Below are 19226 nucleotides of genomic sequence, written 5' to 3'. Positions count from 1 at the left end.
TGGCCCGGCCCTGTACATGGAGACAAAATGTACAAGCACGTCCTCATCTCCACCGACGGCTCCGAAACCGCCCAGAAGGGCGTCGATCAGGGGCTGGCGCTCGCAAAGGCGCTCGGCGCCCAGGTGACCCTGATCACCGTCACCGAGCCGTTTCCGGTCTATGCCAGCGCCGCAGGCGGCTGGATCCCGACCGAGATGGGGAACTATGACGAGATTCAGAAGGAGTTCGCCGACCGCGTGCTCGGCCTGGCCAAGGCCGTCGCCGACAAGGCCGGCGTCGCCGCCAAGACGCTGCACGTGCCGAACTCCCCGCCGGCCGAGGCGATCATCGAGACCGCCAAGTCCCAGGGCGTCGACATCATCGTCATGGCCTCGCACGGGCGTCGCGGCCTGGGCCGACTGATCCTCGGCAGCCAGACCTCCGAAGTGCTAAGCCACGCGCCCGTGCCGGTGCTTGTGGTCCGCTAGACGCTGACCGCCGCGTTTCGCCGCGCCACCGATCTGAACAGCAGGTACTGCGCGGCGAACAGCACGAGCTTCGACCCCGGCGCCCACAGCGACATGACGCTGGCCGTCAGCTTCGGATCGGCCAGCAGGGTCATGCCGAGATTGAGCAGCCCGCTGATGAACATCAGGCCGGCCCAGACGTATCCCGCTCCGTTGACATAGGACTCCGGGATACGCCCCTGGGCGATAGGCGGCATGTAGCGTCCCATCCAGCCGCGCTCCAGCATCGCCGCCCCGATCGCGCCATAGACGACTGTCGCCTTGAACAGCACGAACCGCGCGTCGTGAGTGATCAGCGTGGCCCCGCCCATGATCACCACCAGGGCCAGCGCCGTCCATTGCATGGCCGCGATCTTGCGCCCGCGCAGCTTCATCAGCACGACCTGCGCCACGCCCAGCGCGATGCCGACGAAGGTGGCCAGGGCGACGTCGCCGCTGGCGGCGAGAAAGACGTAGAAGACAAGGGTCGCGGCCATGTCGATCAGGATCGGACGGGCGGCGTAGACAAGGGGGCTCACGGCGAAACTCCAGGCGTTGAAGGCACGCGCAGAGCCTAGCGGCGACGCATCGTAATCCCCGAGGTCGCCCACGCAGCGAATACGTCGGTTCGCGAAATCGGCTGTCCGTTCGCGCTTCGCGAACGGTCATCCACGATTCCGACCCGGAGGTTCTTCTAAAGTCGGCGCACCGCCCCTATATTGGCTGTGTCGGGGTTCGCCCCGACTATGGAGATAAACGCGCACGGAATAAGCGGACTGGACCCGGGTGCGATTCCCGGCGGCTCCACCAAATCCTTCCTCGGCAGTTGTCGCCGGAAGCATGGGGCCGATCAGCATCGACAGACGTGTAAAGGTGTTGCTTTCTCTCGGCTTGGCCCACCGTTTCGGGCTTTAAACTAAATGCGAACGACAACTTCGCTGAAGAAGTCCGTCTGGCTGCGTAAGCGGTCCGATAGATTTCGACCTAAACTCCTAGTGTCTTAGCAGCGCTAGGCGGGGCCCGGAGGGGGCCTTGCAACAGAACCCCTCCACCTCACCTGACGAACCTGCGATTCAACGACGCCTGCGGCGAGAGCCGCCTTGCGCCCTGACGCCGAAACGCTACCCTCCGCACCACGTTCAGTACCCCCGGAGTTTCGATGGCCCAGGACCCGCCGGCCCAAGATCAGATGCACTACGAAGCCATGGCCCAGGAGGCCCTGCGCGGCGTGGTGAAGGCCGCGCTGAAGCGCGCCGCGGCGCCGGAAGGTCTGCCTGGCGCGCATCACTTTTACATCACCTTCAAGACCGAGGCGCCGGGCGTCTCGGGTCCTAACGACCTGCTGTCGAAATATCCGGACGAGATGACCATCGTCCTCCAGCACCAGTACTGGGACCTGGCGCCAGGCGAGACCTTTTTCTCGGTGACCCTGAAGTTCGGCGGCCAGCCGAAGCGCGTGTCGGTGCCCTATGCCGCCGTGACTCGCTTCTACGATCCCAGCGTCCAGTTCCTGCTGCAGTTCGAAGCTCCGGCCGCCGCCGCCGCCCTGCCCGCAGCTGCGGCCGAACCGCCGCCCACGCCGACCGAACCGGCCGATCCCAACGCGCCCAACGTTGTGTCGCTGGACACCTTCCGAAAGAAATAGCCCGCCCGCATGACCGACGTCGCACCCGCCGAACCCGAAGTCCTGACGGACGAAGCCATCCTGGCGCGTTTCCAGCGCTCGAAGAACCAGCCGACCGGCTCCCAGACCCTGGGCTTCCGCATCATCGCGGTCAGCCAGGCCGACAAGTCGGTCGAAGTCGAGTTCGAGGCCAAGCCGGAGCTGCTGCTCAATCCGATGAAGCAGGTGCAGGGCGGCTATCTCTGCGCCATGCTGGACGAATGCATGTCGGTGGCCTGCATGGTCGCCTCAGGCATGACCCACGTCGCGCCCACCGCCGAGATGAAGACCACCTTCTTCCGCCCCGCGATGCCCGGAAAGCTCAAGGGGATCGGCAAGGTCGCCAAGTGGGGCCGCACCATCGCCTTCACCGAGGGCGAACTCTACGACGCCGACGGACGGCTCCTGGCCAAGGCTACGGGAACGGCGGTGCCCACGCCCTTCCAGCGGTACAAGGCCTGACATGTTTAAACGCGCTGACATCGTCGGCGCGTTTTTCATCTGGGCCTTAGCCATGCTCGCGCCTTCCGTAGCGTCAGCGCAGGCCGGACCGTTCGGCGACTGGGCGGCAGTGGTCATCGCCGGCGACTTCCACGGCGCGGGCGGCGGCCCGACTGAGGCCTTCGACAACGCCCGCCGCGACGTCTCCAGGGAACTGCAGCGGCTCGGATTCTCGCGCGAGAATATCGTTCAGTTCTCGGTCCGTCCCGAGCGCTACAAGGACAAGCCGCTGAAGACGGACACCCTGGCGATCTACCGCTCGCTGAACGACCTGTCTGCCAAGGCGAAGTCCGGCTGCCTGGTCTATTTCACCTCGCACGGCGCGCCGCAGGGGGTGGTCGTGGACCAGCAGATCCTCACCCCCGGGCTGCTGGGACGGATCCTCGACTCCACCTGCCAAAGCCGCCCAACCGTGGTGATCATGTCGGCCTGCTTCTCGGGCGTTTTCGTGCGGCCGCTGGCCCATCCCAACCGCATGATCCTGACCGCCGCGCGGCCCGACCGCACTTCGTTCGGCTGCGGCGAAGACAACGTCTATCCGTACTTCGACGACTGCCTCCTGAAATCGAGCCCCTCGGCCCGCGACTTCGCCGCCCTGGCGAGCGCCGTGAAGAGTTGCGTGGCCCTGCGCGAGATCGCCGAGGGCATGAAGCCGCCCTCCGAGCCGCAGATTTGGATCGGGGGCGAACTGCGCCCGATGCTGCCGCTCTACGCCTTTCCGACCGGTCCGCCGGGCGGCGAGTGAACACTGATCCACGGCCTGAACGTCGCAGGCCGCAACCGCTCTAGCGCCCCGCGCGTGCGGCGCCCTACAAGAGGAATCGTGGGGCAACAGGGGCCAGCGGGTAATCATCCATGCGTTTGATCTTCAAGGCTGTCTTCGCCGCCGCATTCGCCTGCGCATCCACGGCGGCGACCGCCCAGGACACGGCCCAGCCTGCCCCCGCCTCGCCCGCCAACCCGGCGCCGGCCGCGGCGCCCGCAGCAGTGAATCCGCGCGGGCCGATCCCCTACACCAGCCTTCAGCGCCAGCAGCGCCCACGCCCGGCGGCGGCCCCAGCGGCCGTAGCTGCTCCGGCGGCGGCGACCGCAAGCGCTGCGCCCAGCGTACCGTTGACCGCTGCGCCCGCCCTGCCCACGGCCCCCTCCGGCGCGCGCCTGTCGCCGGGCGAGACGATCCCCGCCGCTGAGCTCGAACCCTATGTCGACGGCGTGGTGCGCAGCGCCATGGACCGGGACCACATCGCCGGCGTCACCGTCTCGGTCGTCCAGAACGGTCAGGTCGTACTGAAGAAGGGCTACGGTCTGGCCGCCCTGTCGCCGGCCCGCAAGGTCGACCCCGACCAGACGCTGTTCCGCATCGGCTCGATCTCCAAGACCTTCACCTGGATCGCGCTGATGAACGAGATCGAGGCTGGCCGCATCCGCCAGGACGCCCCGGTCAATCTCTACCTGCCCGAGCGACTGCAGATCCGCGACCAGGGCTTCCGCACGCCGGTCCGGGTGATCAACCTCATGGACCATTCGCCCGGCTTCGAGGACCGCGCGCTCGGCCATCTGTTCGAGCGCAACTTCGGCCGCGTGCGCCCGATGGCCGACTACCTGCGCCAGGAGCGGCCGCGCCGTGTGCGCGAGCCCGGCTCGGCCTCGGCCTATTCCAACTATGGCGCAGCCCTGGCTGGTCAGGCGGTGTCCTATGTCGCCGGCAAGCCGTTCGAGCGGCTGATCGAGGAGCGCATCTTCCTGCCGGCGCGCATGAACAGCACCAGCTTCCGCGAGCCGCATCCGCCCAAGGCCGGCATTCCCGGCGCGATCCCTAAGCGCCTGGGGGACAACATCTCCGAAGGCTACCGCTGGACGCCCGGCGGCTACGTCGCCCGGCCGTTCGAGTATATCAGCCAGGTCGCGCCGGCCGGCTCGGCCTCGTCCACGGCCGCCGATATGGCGCGCTACATGCAACTGCTCCTGAACGGCGGCACGTTGGACGGCGCGGTCATCTACGGCCCCGGGGCGGCCCGCGCATTCAACACCCCGATCCGCAAGACCTCGCCCGGAATCAACGGCTGGCGGCACGGCTTCATCGAGTACAACCTGCCCGGCGGCCGAACCGGCTTCGGCCACGCCGGCGGCACCCTGTCGTTCCTGTCGAACATGGTGGTGATCCCCGACCTGAACCTTGGCGTGTTCATCAGCACAAACACCGAGACCGGCGGCGATCTGGCCATGGGACTGGCCGGCGACATCGTGCAGCAGTTCTACGTCGCGCCCGAGACATTCCCCCGCAAGGGTTCGCGCGCACTGGTCGAGCGCGGCGGCGACTTCGCCGGCCACTATGTCGGCACCCGCCGCGCCTATCGCGGCCTGGAAGGCATGGTCGGGCTGATGATCGGCGGAGCTTCGGTCGCGGTGACCCCGGACGGTTATCTGCTGGTCACGGCGAACGGCAAGACCAGGAGCTTCGTGCCGCAGGGCGACCTGTCGAAAGGCCGCTTCATCTCCACGACCGGCGCCGATCATCTGGCATTCGCCATCGACGGCGGCCGCGCCCATAGCTTCCAGAGCGCCTTCGGCGATCAGACTTTCGAGCGCACCGGCTTCTGGAAGCGCCCGGAGGTCCTGGCCGGCGTGGCGATCCTGGTCGGGCTGGCGGCGCTGGCCACGTTCGGCGGGCTGTTCCTGCGCAACCGGCGTGACTTCCGCGAGAGCGCGATTCAGCGCCAGGCCGGTCTGCTGCAGACGACCCAGGCGGTGCTGTGGCTCACGGCCCTGGCGCTCTTCGGCGCCTGGGCGGCGAACGCCGCCGACATAGCCAACGTCATGTACGCCTGGCCGGGCGCCACGCTGATCATCGCCTCGGCCTGCGTTCTGGTCGCTGCGGCCCTGACTCTGGGCGGGCTGATCCTGGTGCCGGCCATCTGGCGCGGCGGTCGTCGGGTTGATTCGTGGACGGCCACACGCAAGGCGGCGTTTACCTTTACCGCCCTGCTCTATGGCGCCTTCACGGTGATGCTTGGCCTCTGGGGCGCCCTTACCCCTTGGAGTGGTTGATTTTTCTCAACCATAGAGAACAAGATTCTTCCACGAATTGAGGCGTTAACGCCCCAAATCTAAACGCGTCGTTTACCAAGCACTGGGTAAATCCTGCCTAGCGGCGGGCGAGTGAGCGTCCGTCCCGCGTACCCTGGGAAGGACGCCCGCGTTGAACAACTTCGTCGCCGCCCTGCAGAGGTTCGGAATCGGAAGGCTGGCGGCCGTCCTCGGGATCGGGATCGGCGTCGCCGCCGCGCTCGTCGCGCTCACCATGAACCTGGGCGAGCCCAAGGCCCTGCTCTATTCGAACCTCGACCTCAAGGAAGCCGGATCGATCACCACCGCCCTCGATCAGGCCGGCGTGAAATACGAGGTCAAGGGCGATGGCTCGACCATCATGGTGCCGCGCGACAAGGTCGCCTCCACGCGCCTGATGCTGTCGTCCAAGGGCCTGCCGACCTCCGGCTCGGTCGGCTACGAAATCTTCGACGAGGCCAACGCTCTCGGCCAAACCGACTTCGTCCAGCAGCTGAACCGCCAGCGCGCCCTGGAAGGAGAGCTGGCCCGCACGATCCAGGGCCTCGACGGCGTGACCTCGGCGCGAGTCCACCTGGTGCTGCCCAAGCGCCAACTGTTCGAGGAAGAGGCCGAGCAGCCCTCCGCCGCGGTCACCATCGGCGTCGGGGGCCGCGCCCCGTCCTCGGATCAGGTCCAGGCGATTCAGAACCTGGTCTCCAGCGCGGTGCCGAACCTGAAGCCGGGCCGCGTCACCGTCGTCGACCAGCACGCCAAGACCCTGTCGACGGGCGAAGACGGCTTCGGCGCCCAGGCCGCGGACGGCCGCCGCAGCGAGGTCGAGCAGCGCATCGCCAAGACCGTCACCAAGCTGGTCGAGGGCGTCGTCGGCCCGGGCAAGGCGCGCGTCAACGTCACCGCCGACCTCAACCTGGCGCGGGTGACCGTCCAGCAGGAGACCTTCGACCCCGACGGTCAGGTCGTCCGCTCCGAGACGACCAACGAAGAGAACTCGCGCGAAAACCAGCCCGACGCGAACGGCGCGGTCTCGGCCAGCGCCAACATTCCTGGCGGCGTCGGCGCCAACGGCGAGTCCATGAACCAGTCGGCCAGCGGCCGCACGGAATCGACCACTAACTACGAAATCTCCAAGACCGTCCGTACCGAGGTGCAGGAACCGGGCGATATGAAGCGCCTGTCGGTCGCCGTCGCCGTCGACGGCGCCACCGCCCCCGGCCAGGATGGCAAGCCCGGCGCGTACACGCCGCGCACGGCCGAGGAGATGCAGCGCATCGAGCAGCTGGTCCGCACCGCCGTGGGCTTCAACGCCGACCGCGGCGACCAGGTCACCGTCGTCAATGTCCGCTTCCCCACGGCCGACGCCGAGGGCGGCGTCGAGGCCGCCAATCCGCTGATGGGCTTCGACAAGAACGACATCATGCGCGCCGTCGAGATCGCCATTCTCGGCCTCGTCGCGGTGCTGCTGATCTTCTTCGTGGTCCGTCCGCTGCTGAAGCCCACGTCGGGCGCCGGGGGCATGCCCGCCCTGGCCGGCGGGCCGCCGGTCACCCGGCTGGTGACCACCGCCGACGGCCAGCCGATTCAGATCCAGGTCGATCCAGCCACCGGCCAGCCGCTGGCCCTGCCCGGCCCTGGCAACGAGCTCGAACAGCGCATCGACATCGCCCGCATCGAGGGCCAGGTGAAAGCCTCCTCGGTGAAGCGCGTCTCGGAGTTCGTCGAGACACACCCCGAAGAGTCCGTTTCGCTGCTGCGTAGCTGGCTCCACGAGACGACATGAGCAGCCGCGTGAAGTCCATCAACGACGCATCCAAGCTCAGCGGGCCTGAGCGTGCCGCGGTTGTGCTGCTCGCGCTGGGCGAAGAGCACAAGACCATCTGGGAGCACCTGGACGAAGAGGAGATCAAGGAGATCTCCCAGGCGATGGCGGGCCTCGGCACGGTCTCCTCCAGCGCCGTCGAGCAGCTGCTGGTCGACTTCATCTCCGGCATGTCCGGCGCCGGCGCGATCATGGGCTCGTTCGAGCAGACTCAGCGCCTGCTGCAGGCCTTCCTGCCGCCCGACAAGGTCGACTCCCTCATGGAGGAAATCCGCGGTCCGGCTGGCCGGACCATGTGGGACAAGCTGGGCAACGTGAATGAGGCCGTGCTCGCCAACTACCTCAAGAACGAATACCCCCAGACCGTCGCCGTCGTGCTGTCGAAGGTGAAGTCGGACCACGCCGCCCGCGTGCTGGCGGCTCTGCCGGAAGACTTCGCGCTCGAGTGCGTCACCCGGATGCTGCGCATGGAGCCGGTGCAGCGCGAGATTCTCGACAAGATCGAGCAGACCCTGCGTACCGAGTTCATGTCGAACCTGGCGCGTACGTCCAAGCGCGACAGCCACGAGATGATGGCCGACATCTTCAACGCCTTCGACCGCCAGACCGAGGCGCGCTTCATCGCCGCCCTGGAGGAACGTAACCGAGAGAGCGCCGAACGCATCCGGGCGCTGATGTTCGTGTTCGAAGACCTGTCCAAACTCGACCCGGGCGGCGTCCAGACCCTGCTGCGCAACGTCGAGAAGGACCAGCTGGGCCTGGCTCTCAAGGGCGCCTCCGACAGTCTGCGCGAGATGTTCTTCTCCAACATGTCCGAGCGCGCCGCCAAGATCATGCGCGAAGACATGGAGAGCATGGGTCCCGTGCGTTTGAAGGACGTCGACCAGGCCCAGATGGCCATGGTCCAGGTCGCCAAGGACCTCGCCGCCAAGGGTGAGATCATGCTGGCGGGCGCCGGCGGCGACGACGAGCTGATCTACTGATGACCAGCACGCCCCACCAGAAGTTCAGTTTCGACACGGTGTTCGACAACGCCGGCGACGTCGCCTACGCCGCTCAGCGGCCCAAGCGCCTGTTCCCGGCCGAAGAGGTCGAGGCTCTGCGTGCCCAGGCCTTCGCCGAGGGCGAGCGCCAGGCCCTGGGATCGATGGCCGCGCTCCAGGCCCAGGCCCTGTCGCAGATCGCCGCCAGCGTCGGCCAAGCTCTCCCCCGGCTGGCCGGCGTCGCCCACGAACATCGCGTCGGTTCGGCCGAACTGGCCCTGGCCTGCGCCCGCGCCATTGCCGACGCCGCCCTCGCCAAGTTCCCGGAAGCGCCGATCCAGGCCGCGCTCGAGAACCTCGCCCGCGAGATCGAAGCCTCGCCGCGCCTGATCGTCAGCGTGGGCGCCGACCTTGCCGAAGGCGCCCAGGCGGCTCTGGAGCAGACCGCCCAGGCGATCGGCTACCCTGGCGCCATTCAGGTCCGCGCCGCTTCTGGCGTCGGACCCGCGGCCTTCACCCTCGACTTCGGCGACGGAGCAGCCGCCTTCGACCCCGCCGCCGCGGCCGCCCGCGTGGCCGCTGCTCTGGAAGCGGCGCTGGCCGCCGAAGGGCTGCACGCCGAACCCCTCATTCCCGGAAGCGAAAGCTGACCGCCATGTCCGACAACGACCTCAAACTCGATGAATTCGGTCCCTCCGACATGCCCATGGCCGATATGGGCATGGAGATCGAGGACAAGACCGCCAGCGATCTGGCGCCGGTCTTCGACGTGCCGGTCTCGATCTCGGCGGTGCTCGGCCGCGCCACCATGTCGGTGGCCCAGCTGCTGCAGCTGCAGTCGGGCAGCGTGCTCGACCTGGACCGCAAGGTCGGCGAGGCCATCGACATCTACGTGAACAACCGGCTGGTCGCCCGCGGTGAGGTCGTCATCGTCGACGACCGCCTGGGCGTGACCATGACCGAAATCATCAAGGACGGCGACACTCAGGGCTGATCGCCTGAGGGTCTGTAGGAGATAGTGCTATGCGGCTTTTGGTCGTCGGAAAACTGAACGGACAGCTCTCCAACGCCGTGAAGATGGCGATGACGGCGGGCGCTAAGGTCAGCCATGTGGAGACCATCGAGGCGGCCACCCACGCATTGCGCGCAGGCCAGGGCGCGGACCTGCTGCTGGTGGACTACGACCTCGACATCGCTGGACTGATCGCCGCCAATGAGGGCGAGCGGATCCGCGTGCCGGTGGTCGCCTGCGGCGTTGATCCGGACGCCCAGAAGGCCGGCGATGCGATCCGTGCGGGCGCCAAGGAATTCATTCCGCTGCCGCCGGACGCCGAGATGATCGCCGCCGTCCTGGCCGCCGTCTCCGACGACGAGAAACCGATGGTCGTGCGCGACCCGGGCATGCAGTCGGTGATCAGCCTGGCCGACCAGGTCGCCCCCTCCGAAGCCTCGATCCTGATCACCGGGGAAAGCGGCTCGGGTAAGGAAGTCATCGCCCGCTACGTGCACCAGAAGTCGCGGCGCGCCAGCCGGCCGTTCATCTCGGTCAACTGCGCGGCGATCCCCGAGAACCTTCTGGAAAGCGAGCTGTTCGGGCACGAGAAGGGCGCCTTCACCGGCGCCGTCGCCCGCCGCATCGGCAAGTTCGAGGAGGCCAACGGCGGCACCCTGCTGCTCGACGAAATCTCGGAGATGGACGCGCGCCTTCAGGCCAAGCTTCTGCGCGCCATCCAGGAGCGCGAGATCGACCGGGTCGGCGGCGCCAAACCGGTCAAGGTCGACATCCGCATCCTCGCCACCTCGAACCGCGACCTGGCCCAGGCCGTCAAGGACGGCACGTTCCGCGAAGACCTGCTCTACCGCCTCAACGTCGTGAATCTGCGCCTGCCGCCGCTGCGCGAGCGGCCCGGAGATGTCGTCGCCCTGGCCGAGTTCTTCATCCGCAAGTACGCCAAGGCCAACGGCATGCCCGAGCGGCCGCTGTCGGCCGAGGCCAAGCGCCGCCTGGCCGCCCACCGCTGGCCCGGCAACGTCCGCGAGCTGGAGAACGCCATGCACCGCGCGGTGCTGCTGGCCACGGGCGCCGAGATCGAGGAAGGCGCCATCCGCCTGCCCGACGGTCAGCCCCTGGCCGCGCCCGACCCCGCGGCCCGCGCCGCCCAGACAGCCGCCGACGCCGCCGAGGCGGTGACCCGCACCTTCGTCGGCCAGACCGTCGCCGACATGGAGCAGCGGCTGATCATCGACACCTTGTCGCACTGCCTGGGCAACCGCACGCACGCGGCCAACATCCTCGGCATCTCGATCCGCACCCTGCGCAACAAGCTCAAGGAATACACCGAGGCCGGCGTCCCGGTGCCCGCCCCGCAGATGGGCGCCAGCGCGGCCTGAACGAGTAACCCGAGTAGAACATGACCGACGCCTCGCTCTCTTCCTCGGCCCGTCCGTCGCGCCGCGAAATGCTGGGTTGGCTGATGAAGGGCGAGGTCGCCCTGGCGCTGGGCGTCATCGGCATCGTCATTCTGCTCATCCTGCCGATCCCGCCGTTCATGCTGGATCTGCTGCTGGCCGTCTCGATCACGTCCTCGGTGCTGATCCTGATGACCTCGCTTCTGATCAAGAAACCGTTGGAATTCACGGCCTTCCCGACCGTGCTGCTGGTCACCACCCTGTTCCGCCTCGGGCTGAACATCGCCTCGACGCGCCTGATCCTCGGCCACGGCCACGAAGGCGCGCACGGGGCGGGTAAGATCATCGAAGGCTTCGGCAAGCTGATGATGGGGGGCAACTTCGTCATCGGGGTGATCGTCTTCATCATCCTCGTGATCGTGAACTTCGTCGTCATCACCAAGGGTTCGGGCCGGATCGCCGAAGTCGCCGCCCGCTTCACCCTCGACTCGATGCCCGGCAAGCAGATGGCCATCGACGCCGACCTCTCGGCCGGCCTGATCGAGGAGGCTGAGGCCAAGAAGCGCCGCAAGGAACTCGAGCAGGAAAGCACCTTCTTCGGGGCCATGGACGGCGCCAGCAAGTTCGTGCGCGGCGACGCCGTCGCCGGCCTGATCATTGTCGCCATCAACATCATCGGCGGCATCCTGATCGGGGTCGTGCAGCACAAGGTGCCGCTGTCCCAGGCCGCCTCGTCCTACACGATCATGACCATCGGCGACGGCCTGGTCAGCCAGATCCCGGCTCTGATCATCTCGATCGCCGCCGGCTTCCTGGTGTCCAAGGCCGGCGTCGACGGCTCGGCCGACAAGGCGCTGGTCGCCCAGCTGGCCATGAACCCGATCAGCCTTGGCATGGTCTCGGCCTCGGCCGGCGTCATCGCCCTCATCCCCGGCATGCCGATCATTCCGTTCGTGGGCCTGGCCGCCGGCGCCGGCTTCCTGGCCTGGAAGCGCTCGCAGGACGCCCTGGTCCCGCCGCCCGTCGATTTGGTGCCGGTGGACGCCGCCGCAGCCGCCCAGGAGCAGGAAGAACCGATCAGCCAGGCTCTGGCGATCGACGAGATAAAGATCGAACTCGGCTATGGCCTGCTGCCGCTGATCAACGACCTCGAAGGCCGCCGCCTGACCGACCAGATCAAGGCCCTGCGCCGTACCCTGGCCCAGGATTTCGGCTTCGTGATGCCGGCGGTGCGCATCCTCGACAACATGCGCCTGCCCTCGCAGGGCTACATGATCCGCATCAAGGAAATGGAAGGCGGCGGCGGCGAAGTGCGGCTCGGCTCGCTGATGGCCATGGATCCGTCCGGCGGCCAGGTCGAGCTGCCTGGCGAGCACATGCGCGAGCCGGCCTTCGGCCTGCCGGCCACCTGGATCGACGACTCCCTGCGCGAGGAAGCGACCTTCCGCGGCTACACGATCGTCGACCCGGCCACGGTGCTGACCACCCACCTGACCGAGATCCTCAAGGAGAATATGCCGGACCTGCTCTCCTACGCCGAGGTCCAGAAGCTGCTGAAGGACCTGCCGGGCGAGCAGAAGAAGCTGGTCGACGACCTCGTCCCGGCCGTCGTCTCGGCGACCACCATCCAGCGGGTGCTGCAGGCCCTGCTGCGCGAGCGCGTCTCGATCCGCGACCTGCCGGCGATCCTGGAAGGCATCGGCGAGGCCGCCCCGCACACTTCCTCGATCACCCTGCTAGTCGAACAGGTCCGCGGTCGCCTGGCCCGCCAGCTGTCGTTCGCCTATCGTGGCGACGACGGCGCCCTGCCGATCATCACCATGTCGGGCGAGTGGGAGAACGCGTTCGCCGAGGCCCTGATCGGCGCCGGCGAGGAAAAGCAACTGGCCTTGGCGCCGTCGCGCCTCCAGGACTTCATCCGCGCAGTCCGCGACAGCTTCGAGCGCGCGGCTCTGGCAGGCGACAGCGCCGTTCTGCTGACCAGCCCGCAGATCCGTCCCTATGTCCGTTCTATCATCGAGCGATTCCGCGGCCAGACCCCGGTGCTCAGCCAGAACGAAATCCACCCGAAGGCGCGGCTGAAGACCGTCGGGCAGATCTAGGTCGGGGTCAGCCGAGCGGCTTGGCGAAGATCAGCTGCGGGCCGAAGCCCTCCTCGTGCCGGACGCCTGTGTCGATGAAGCCGATCTTCCGATAGGCCTCGATGGCCGCGACGTTGCGGGCGTTGACCGCCAGCATCAGCTGCGGCTGCACCGGCCGCTCGCGCACGAACCATTCCTCAAGCAGGCTGATGCAGCGGCGTCCGACACCCTTGCCCTGAAAGCCGGGGCGGACCCGGAAATTGTGCAGGCTGACTGTGCCGGGAGGCGCCCATGGCGGACGGCGCAGGCCCTCGCGAAGAACGAAGAAGCCGACCACCTCGCCGCCCGGTTCGATGACCGCGAAGCCCTGCTCCAGCCCGACCGCGTCGGACTGGTTCAATCGTCCGAACACCTCGTCCAGACTGCCGGCGAACGCCTCCTGTTCGGGCGGCAAACCGATGATTTCGACCACGTCGCGGTCGGCGCCCGAGATCGGCTCAAGTCTCCAGTCGGCGGCTTGTGTCGTCGTGCCCATGCGCGAAGGCTAACACGCATTCAGCGAATGTTGTCATCTCAGCGCTCGGCGGAGCGCTCGCCCAGCGTTCAAAACCCCGCAACTGAGACACCCGGCGGCGGACGGCGGCGCGAGGGGCGTTGCAGCCGCGCCCCCCGGCTGGTAGCGATTTGCCCCTGGCGCGGTCGATTGGGCCGCGAAGCGTTGGAAATCGAATGCGGCGACCTGCTTCCCCGACCCGGCGCGGCCCGGGCAGCGCGATCTTCTGGGATCTGCTGACCTTCGAGAGACTGATGACCAACCAGGTGATTCATCTCATCTATTGGGCTGGCCTTGGGGTCATCGCGTTGATCGCGTTCGGCACCGTTGGCGCCGCCGTAGGCGTCGCTTTGCGCGAGGAAAGCTGGATCGGCGTGATTCTGGCGATCCCGGTGCTTGTCGCCGGTCTGCTGGTGGTCGCCGGCCTGGTGCTGCTTTGGCGCTCGTTCTGCGAACTCTATGTCGCCCTGTTCCGCCTCAGCGACGATCTGCACGCCCTGCGTCAGGCGGCCGACGCTGAACGGACGCCCGCCCGCGCCGCGCCTCGCGCGCCGACGCCCGGCCCGCTGAACTAGCGCAACCCGTCGATCCAGGCCGCCGCCGCCGGCTTCGGGCGGCCGGCATCGTCAAACAGCAACGGCCGGTCGCGCGCATCCTCGCGCTTGAGCCAGGAATCTGCGTCGCGCAATCCCCAGTGGGTAAAGGCGAAGCGCTGATGCGCCGGGAGCCCCGAGAAGGCCTCCGCCGCCTCCGCATAGACTCGCCCTTGTCCCGCCTCGAGCTGGGCCGCGCCGCGCATCAGGCCCTTGGCGCGGCTCAGCGAGACGTCCATCTCCGAGAGGTGGACCGGCAGTCCCAAGCTGGAGAGATCCTTGATCGCCGCCGCCATCTCGCCAGGCGCCAGGTCGGCCGCCACGTGCGTCTGAGTGCCGACCCCGCCGAGCGGCGCCCCCGCCTTCAGCAGCGCTTCGGCCAGCTTGAGGAAGGTCGCGCGCTTCTTCGGAAGGTTCTCGAGATTGTAGTCGTTGAGGAACAGGACGGCGTCCGGGTCGGCCTCGCGCGCATGCTGGAAGGCCAGCACCATGTGCTCCAACGGGCCCAATCGCTGAGCCCACAAGCAGTCGCGCAAGCCATCGCCGTCCTCGGCCACGGCTTCGTTGACCACGTCCCAGCCGACCGCCTGGCCGCGGTAGCGGCTGACGACCGCGGCGATGTAGTTGCGATAGGCCGCCTCGAAGCTGGCCCGGCCGGTGTCCAGGTTCTGGAAGGCCGGCGGCTCCTGCGCGTACCAGACCAGCGTGTGCCCAAAGAACCGCATGCCGTGCGTGCGGGCGAAGGCGGCGATCCGATCCGGCGCGTCGAAGCGCAGCGAGCCATCGTCCTGGACGATGTACTCCATCTTCATTTCCCACTCGGCGGTGAGCTGGGAGACCTGGGTGGCGATCAGCGCCGACAGGTCGCGATCGTCAAGCTGAACGGCCTGAACGCAGGATCCGACCGGGAACGACGCGACCGACTTGAGCGGCGGCAGTTTCGGGGTCGCGGCCTGGGCGTCGGGCGCACGGTCGCATGCCGCCAGGGCCAGCGCCGCGCCGACCACCGCCCGCCGCGAAGGAGCGGCGGTCAACGGCCGCCGGCTGCGCGCCGCAGACCCAGCTCGTCCAGCGCCGCCGTCTCCAGTCGCGCGGCTTCCTTGACCTGCGCCAGCCGGATGCCTTCGGCGACCTGCTCGTATTTTTTCTGCTCCTCGAACGCCAAGGCCAGGGCGTCGCGCGCGCCGGCCTCTTCCAGGGCGATGGCGTTGATCTCGGACTGGATCAGCGCCTTGCGGGCGCGCAGGCCTTCCCAGAATCCGACCTGGTACCACCCGGCCTCCGCGTCCTGGCGGGCGCGCTGCGCCTCGGCCTCGCCTTCGGCTTCGAGGAAGGCCAACTTCATTTCCGACTGCATTCGCCGGTCGGCGATCTCGCCCAGGCGCTTCTGGAGGATTTCGACCTCATAGGTCGAAAGCTTGATCAGGGACTTGGCCCAACTCATGCGGCTTCACCGTTCAGGATGTGGGCGAGAATGTTGAAGCTGTCGTCCAGGCTGGTGGCCTCGTCCTTGTCCTGGCCGAGGAACGCCTCGAGCGCGGGATTGAGGGCGATGGCCCGGTCGACTTGCGGATCGGCCCCGGCGCGGTAGGCGCCGATGCGGATCAGTTCTTCCATGTTGGCGTAGGCCGACAGCGATTGCCGCGCGGCCTTCACGATCTCGCGTTCGTGCGGCAAGTGGCAGCCGGGCATAGTCCGGCTGATCGACTTCAGGACGTTGATGGCCGGGAAGCGGCCGCGCTCTGCGATCGCCCGCTCCATGACGATGTGCCCGTCCAGAATACCGCGCACGGCGTCGGCGATCGGCTCGTTGTGGTCGTCGCCGTCGACCAGCACCGTGAAGATGCCGGTGATCGGTCCTGCGGTCGTGCCGTCGGGGCGGATGGGCCCGGGCCCGGCCCGCTCCAGCAGCTTGGGCAGTTCGGTGAAGACGGTCGGGGTGTAGCCCTTGGTGGTCGGCGGCTCGCCGGCCGCCAGCCCGATCTCGCGCTGGGCCATGGCGAAACGGGTGACGCTGTCCATCATGCACAGGACTTCGAGGTCCTGGTCGCGCAGGAATTCGGCGATGGCCAGGGTCATGTAGGCGGCCTGGCGGCGCTTCAGGGCCGGCTCGTCGGACGTCGCGACCACGACGATGGCCCGCTTCAGTCCCTCTTCGCCCAGCGTCTCCTCAATGAACTCGCGGACCTCCCGGCCCCGTTCGCCGATCAGCCCGACCACGACCGCGTCGCAGTCCGACTGCTTGGCCAGCATAGACAGCAACACCGACTTGCCGACGCCCGACCCGGCGAAGACGCCCAGGCGCTGGCCGCGGCAGCAGGTGGTGAAGACGTTCATCGAGCGCACGCCCAGGTCCAGGCGCTCGCCGACCCGGCCGCGCGCATGGGCGGCAGGCGGGGCGGCCCGCAACGGGTAGGCGGCCGTGCCCTGCGGCAACGGGCCCAGGCCGTCGATCGGCTCGCCGAAGGCGTCGACGATGCGGCCCAGCCAGCCCGTCGTCGGCCGCACGGCCGAACCCTGCGGTTCGATACGGATCTCGGCGCCCGGCGCGACGCCCTCGACCGGGCCGAACGGCATGAGCAGAGCGCGGGTCTCGCGGAAGCCGACCACCTCGGCGGCCAGCGGCTTGTCGGCCCGGCGCTCGATCTCGGCGCGCGCGCCGACGGCCAGACGCGTCAGCCCGCCCCGCGCCTCGATCAGGAGGCCGTTCACGGCGGCGACGCGGCCGGACACGGTGAGCGGATCGATCCGCTCGACGGCGGCGACAAGGCTACGCAAAGACGGGACCCCAGCGGTCAGATTCGACCGCCTGGGAGAATCCGCCCGCCGCCGTTAACTCCCGATGAAGATTCCCCGGCCCGTCAGCGTAGAGCAGCGGCCAATCGCGCCGCCCTGCCCGGATGGCGCGCCACCAGCCGGGCCGCGGCCGCGGGACGTTGCATAGCGGCTCGCATCAGCAGCGGCCGCGCCGCCTTGGCCAACATCGGCCGTGCGTTTTTGGACAGACCGTCTCGGCCCAGGAACGCGGCGATCCCCACCACCGCCAGCGCGCCGAGTCCCAGCGTCAGGCCAGGCCGCTTCTGCACCTCGGTGTAGACGCTGAACCTGCGGCCCTTCAGGTGCTCGCTTTCCGTCATGCCATCGACGCCGTGCGCATGCAGGCTGTCGCGGGTAGGCTTGTCGCCGCGACGGCGGGTCATCGGCGGCATCATCCGGGCCATCATCCTGTCGACCAGGATCGGCGCGGCCGCCGATCCTATCGCCATCGGACGCGCGCCCGAGCCGACCGCGATGTCGCGGATAGGATGGACCGCCGCGTGCAGGATCGCGTCGGCGACCACCTCCGGAGCATAGCGCGGCGGCGGGACCGAAGCGGGCTGGTCCATCATGTTGCGCGCATGGTCAGCGAACGGGGTCGAGACGCTCGACGGCTTGATGAGCGTCACGGACACCGGGATCTGCTCGCGCAACACTTCCAAACGCAGAGCGTTGGTGAAGCCCTTAACCGCGTGCTTGGAGGCAGAATAGGCGCCCATCAACGGCGCGGCCACGTCCGACAGCGCCGAGCCGACATTGATCACGGCCCCAGCCCGATGGTTCTCCCGGAAGTGCTTGACCGCCTCCAGAGAGCCGTTGACCACCCCGAAGTAGTTGGTTCGGAACAGCCTCTCGTGATCTTCCGCCGTGGTGTCAGCCAGTTCGCCATAGAGCCCGACGCCGGCGTCGTTGACCCAGGTGTCGAAGTGGCCGAACCGCGCGATCGCCGCGCGCGCAATCTTGTCGACATCCTCCGGCGCGCCGACGTCGGCGACCACGGCATGGGCGCGGCCGCCCTGGACGTTGATGTCCTCGCAGATCGCCCGCAGGGCCTCGCCGTTGCGCGCGGCCAGCACTACGGCGGCTCCAGCCTTGGCGGCCTTGCGCGCAGTCGCCAGGCCGATGCCCGACGATGCTCCGGTGATGACGATGACCTGGTCGGCGAGCGGCTTCAGTTTCACGGCCATGACGATCCTTCGGGCTGGGGGGACTGCTTCAGGTCCAAACGAGCCGCCGCCGTGACCGTTCCGCCCGGCGCACGCGGTTAAGATCGGGGCGCGGCGGCAGCCGCTGTTCGCCCATCAAGTCTAATCACAAAAGATTCAACAGCCACGCGACTCGTCCCGGAGGCCGGCGCTTGTCGCCGATTCCCGAACCGAGTTAACGATTCGTCCGAAGGCGCTTCACCATTAACCGGTCATAAATTAACTCGCTGGCAAGTTAACAGCGAGGATCGGGGCGGATTGCCCAATTTGTAGGTTTCTAGCGCTACCGTTCGAGGAGGAACTGATGCGCGTACTGTTGATCGAAGACGACAGCGCCACGGCGCAGAGCATTGAATTGATGCTCAAATCCGAGGGTTTCAACGTCTATACGACGGACCTCGGCGAGGAAGGCGTCGATCTGGGCAAGATCTATGACTACGATCTTATCCTGCTCGACCTGAACCTGCCCGACATGAGCGGCATGGACGTTCTGCGCACCCTGCGGGTCGCAAAGATCAATACTCCGATCATGATCCTGTCCGGGACGGCTGAGATCGACACCAAGGTCAAGACGTTCGGCGCCGGCGGCGACGACTACATGACCAAGCCCTTCCACAAGGATGAACTGGTCGCCCGTATCCACGCGGTGGTCCGTCGCTCCAAGGGCCATGCCCAATCGGTCATCAAGACCGGCGACATCACCGTGAACCTCGACGCCAAGACCGTCGAAGTGAACAACAGCCGCGTCCACCTGACCGGCAAGGAATACCAGATGCTGGAGCTCCTCTCGCTCCGCAAGGGCACCACGCTCACCAAGGAAATGTTCCTGAACCACCTCTACGGCGGCATGGACGAGCCCGAGCTGAAGATCATCGACGTCTTCATCTGCAAGCTGCGCAAGAAGCTGGCGGCCGCCGCCGACGGCAAGCATCACATCGAAACCGTCTGGGGGCGCGGCTACGTGCTGCGCGACCCGCACGAGAGCGCTGCGGCCGCCTGAACGGGCCCGACGCTTCACTGAACCACCGAACGCCCGCCGCTCCTTCCGGC

The 19226-nt window shown here is 67.7% G+C and carries 19 protein-coding genes and 1 other RNA gene; 14 read left to right on the top strand and 6 right to left on the bottom strand.

Features of this window, described 5'->3' with window-relative positions:
- The first annotated feature begins 27 nt into the window (after positions 1-27).
- Complete coding sequence (locus tag GGQ61_RS12745) at positions 28-468, top strand: universal stress protein (RefSeq protein ID WP_183773335.1); 441 nt, start codon at positions 28-30, stop codon at positions 466-468.
- Here the strand turns inward: GGQ61_RS12745 and GGQ61_RS12740 are convergent.
- The gene (locus tag GGQ61_RS12740; RefSeq protein WP_183773333.1) at positions 465-1025 is read right to left on the bottom strand and encodes a septation protein IspZ; all 561 of its coding nucleotides are present in this window, start codon (positions 1023-1025) and stop codon (positions 465-467) included. The two genes, GGQ61_RS12745 and GGQ61_RS12740, sit on opposite strands and share 4 nt — an antisense overlap.
- A gap of 149 nt (positions 1026-1174) precedes the next feature.
- On the opposite strand from GGQ61_RS12740, the gene ssrA reads away from it, so the two are divergent.
- From ssrA to flhA, 11 genes are all read left to right on the top strand, one after another.
- Positions 1175-1539: a transfer-messenger RNA gene (gene ssrA / locus GGQ61_RS12735) on the top strand.
- Positions 1540-1645: 106 nt separating this feature from the next.
- A complete protein-coding gene (locus GGQ61_RS12730; RefSeq protein ID WP_183773331.1) occupies positions 1646-2131 on the top strand; it encodes an SspB family protein in 486 nt (161 codons plus the stop codon).
- A gap of 9 nt (positions 2132-2140) precedes the next feature.
- Positions 2141-2611 (top strand): PaaI family thioesterase, encoded by a 471-nt coding sequence (locus GGQ61_RS12725; protein WP_183773329.1) that lies wholly within the window; start codon positions 2141-2143, stop codon positions 2609-2611.
- Position 2612: 1 nt separating this feature from the next.
- A complete protein-coding gene (locus tag GGQ61_RS12720) occupies positions 2613-3395 on the top strand; it encodes a C13 family peptidase (RefSeq protein ID WP_183773327.1) in 783 nt (260 codons plus the stop codon).
- Between the two features lie 110 nt (positions 3396-3505).
- On the top strand, positions 3506-5698 hold the full coding sequence (locus tag GGQ61_RS12715; protein WP_183773325.1) for a serine hydrolase domain-containing protein: 2193 nt from the start codon (positions 3506-3508) through the stop codon (positions 5696-5698).
- Between the two features lie 151 nt (positions 5699-5849).
- Entirely contained in the window at positions 5850-7496 is a 1647-nt protein-coding gene (fliF, locus tag GGQ61_RS12710; RefSeq protein WP_183773323.1) for a flagellar basal-body MS-ring/collar protein FliF, read from the top strand.
- A complete protein-coding gene (fliG, locus tag GGQ61_RS12705; protein ID WP_183773321.1) occupies positions 7493-8518 on the top strand; it encodes a flagellar motor switch protein FliG in 1026 nt (341 codons plus the stop codon). The genes fliF and fliG overlap by 4 nt, the downstream gene beginning before the upstream one ends.
- Positions 8518-9168 (top strand): FliH/SctL family protein, encoded by a 651-nt coding sequence (locus tag GGQ61_RS12700; RefSeq protein WP_183773319.1) that lies wholly within the window; start codon positions 8518-8520, stop codon positions 9166-9168. The genes fliG and GGQ61_RS12700 overlap by 1 nt, the downstream gene beginning before the upstream one ends.
- A gap of 5 nt (positions 9169-9173) precedes the next feature.
- On the top strand, positions 9174-9512 hold the full coding sequence (fliN, locus tag GGQ61_RS12695) for a flagellar motor switch protein FliN (protein WP_183773317.1): 339 nt from the start codon (positions 9174-9176) through the stop codon (positions 9510-9512).
- Positions 9513-9541: 29 nt separating this feature from the next.
- Positions 9542-10909: a sigma-54-dependent transcriptional regulator FlbD gene (flbD, locus tag GGQ61_RS12690; RefSeq protein WP_183773315.1), complete on the top strand. Its 1368-nt coding sequence runs from the start codon at positions 9542-9544 to the stop codon at positions 10907-10909.
- Between the two features lie 20 nt (positions 10910-10929).
- The gene (gene flhA, locus GGQ61_RS12685; RefSeq protein ID WP_183773313.1) at positions 10930-13029 is read left to right on the top strand and encodes a flagellar biosynthesis protein FlhA; all 2100 of its coding nucleotides are present in this window, start codon (positions 10930-10932) and stop codon (positions 13027-13029) included.
- Positions 13030-13036: 7 nt separating this feature from the next.
- Here flhA and GGQ61_RS12680 read toward each other — a convergent pair whose 3' ends face one another.
- Positions 13037-13543 (bottom strand): GNAT family N-acetyltransferase, encoded by a 507-nt coding sequence (locus tag GGQ61_RS12680; RefSeq protein ID WP_183773310.1) that lies wholly within the window; start codon positions 13541-13543, stop codon positions 13037-13039.
- Between the two features lie 194 nt (positions 13544-13737).
- Here GGQ61_RS12680 and GGQ61_RS12675 point away from each other — a divergent pair, with 194 nt between their 5' ends.
- Positions 13738-14136, top strand: a complete 399-nt coding sequence (locus GGQ61_RS12675) for a DUF4282 domain-containing protein (RefSeq protein ID WP_183773308.1) — start codon at positions 13738-13740, stop codon at positions 14134-14136.
- Here the strand turns inward: GGQ61_RS12675 and GGQ61_RS12670 are convergent.
- From GGQ61_RS12670 to GGQ61_RS12655, 4 genes are all read right to left on the bottom strand, one after another.
- Complete coding sequence (locus GGQ61_RS12670) at positions 14133-15188, bottom strand: endo-1,4-beta-xylanase (RefSeq protein ID WP_183773306.1); 1056 nt, start codon at positions 15186-15188, stop codon at positions 14133-14135. The two genes, GGQ61_RS12675 and GGQ61_RS12670, sit on opposite strands and share 4 nt — an antisense overlap.
- Positions 15185-15598, bottom strand: a complete 414-nt coding sequence (locus GGQ61_RS12665) for a flagellar export protein FliJ (RefSeq protein WP_183773304.1) — start codon at positions 15596-15598, stop codon at positions 15185-15187. Before GGQ61_RS12665 ends, GGQ61_RS12670 begins: the two co-directional genes overlap by 4 nt.
- The gene (gene fliI / locus GGQ61_RS12660; RefSeq protein WP_183773302.1) at positions 15595-16932 is read right to left on the bottom strand and encodes a flagellar protein export ATPase FliI; all 1338 of its coding nucleotides are present in this window, start codon (positions 16930-16932) and stop codon (positions 15595-15597) included. The genes GGQ61_RS12665 and fliI overlap by 4 nt, the downstream gene beginning before the upstream one ends.
- 83 nt (positions 16933-17015) lie before the next feature.
- The gene (locus tag GGQ61_RS12655; RefSeq protein ID WP_183773300.1) at positions 17016-18158 is read right to left on the bottom strand and encodes an SDR family oxidoreductase; all 1143 of its coding nucleotides are present in this window, start codon (positions 18156-18158) and stop codon (positions 17016-17018) included.
- 322 nt (positions 18159-18480) lie between these two features.
- Here GGQ61_RS12655 and ctrA point away from each other — a divergent pair, with 322 nt between their 5' ends.
- Positions 18481-19176 carry a response regulator transcription factor CtrA gene (gene ctrA, locus GGQ61_RS12650; RefSeq protein ID WP_183773298.1) on the top strand — a complete coding sequence of 232 codons (696 nt, stop codon included), beginning with the start codon at positions 18481-18483 and terminating at the stop codon, positions 19174-19176.
- Positions 19177-19226 lie beyond the last annotated feature (50 nt).

Source organism: Phenylobacterium haematophilum (assembly GCF_014196295.1).
Classification (GTDB): domain Bacteria; phylum Pseudomonadota; class Alphaproteobacteria; order Caulobacterales; family Caulobacteraceae; genus Phenylobacterium; species Phenylobacterium haematophilum.
Note: the sequence above shows the minus strand (reverse complement) of the source record. Positions and strands in the feature narration are given on the sequence as shown.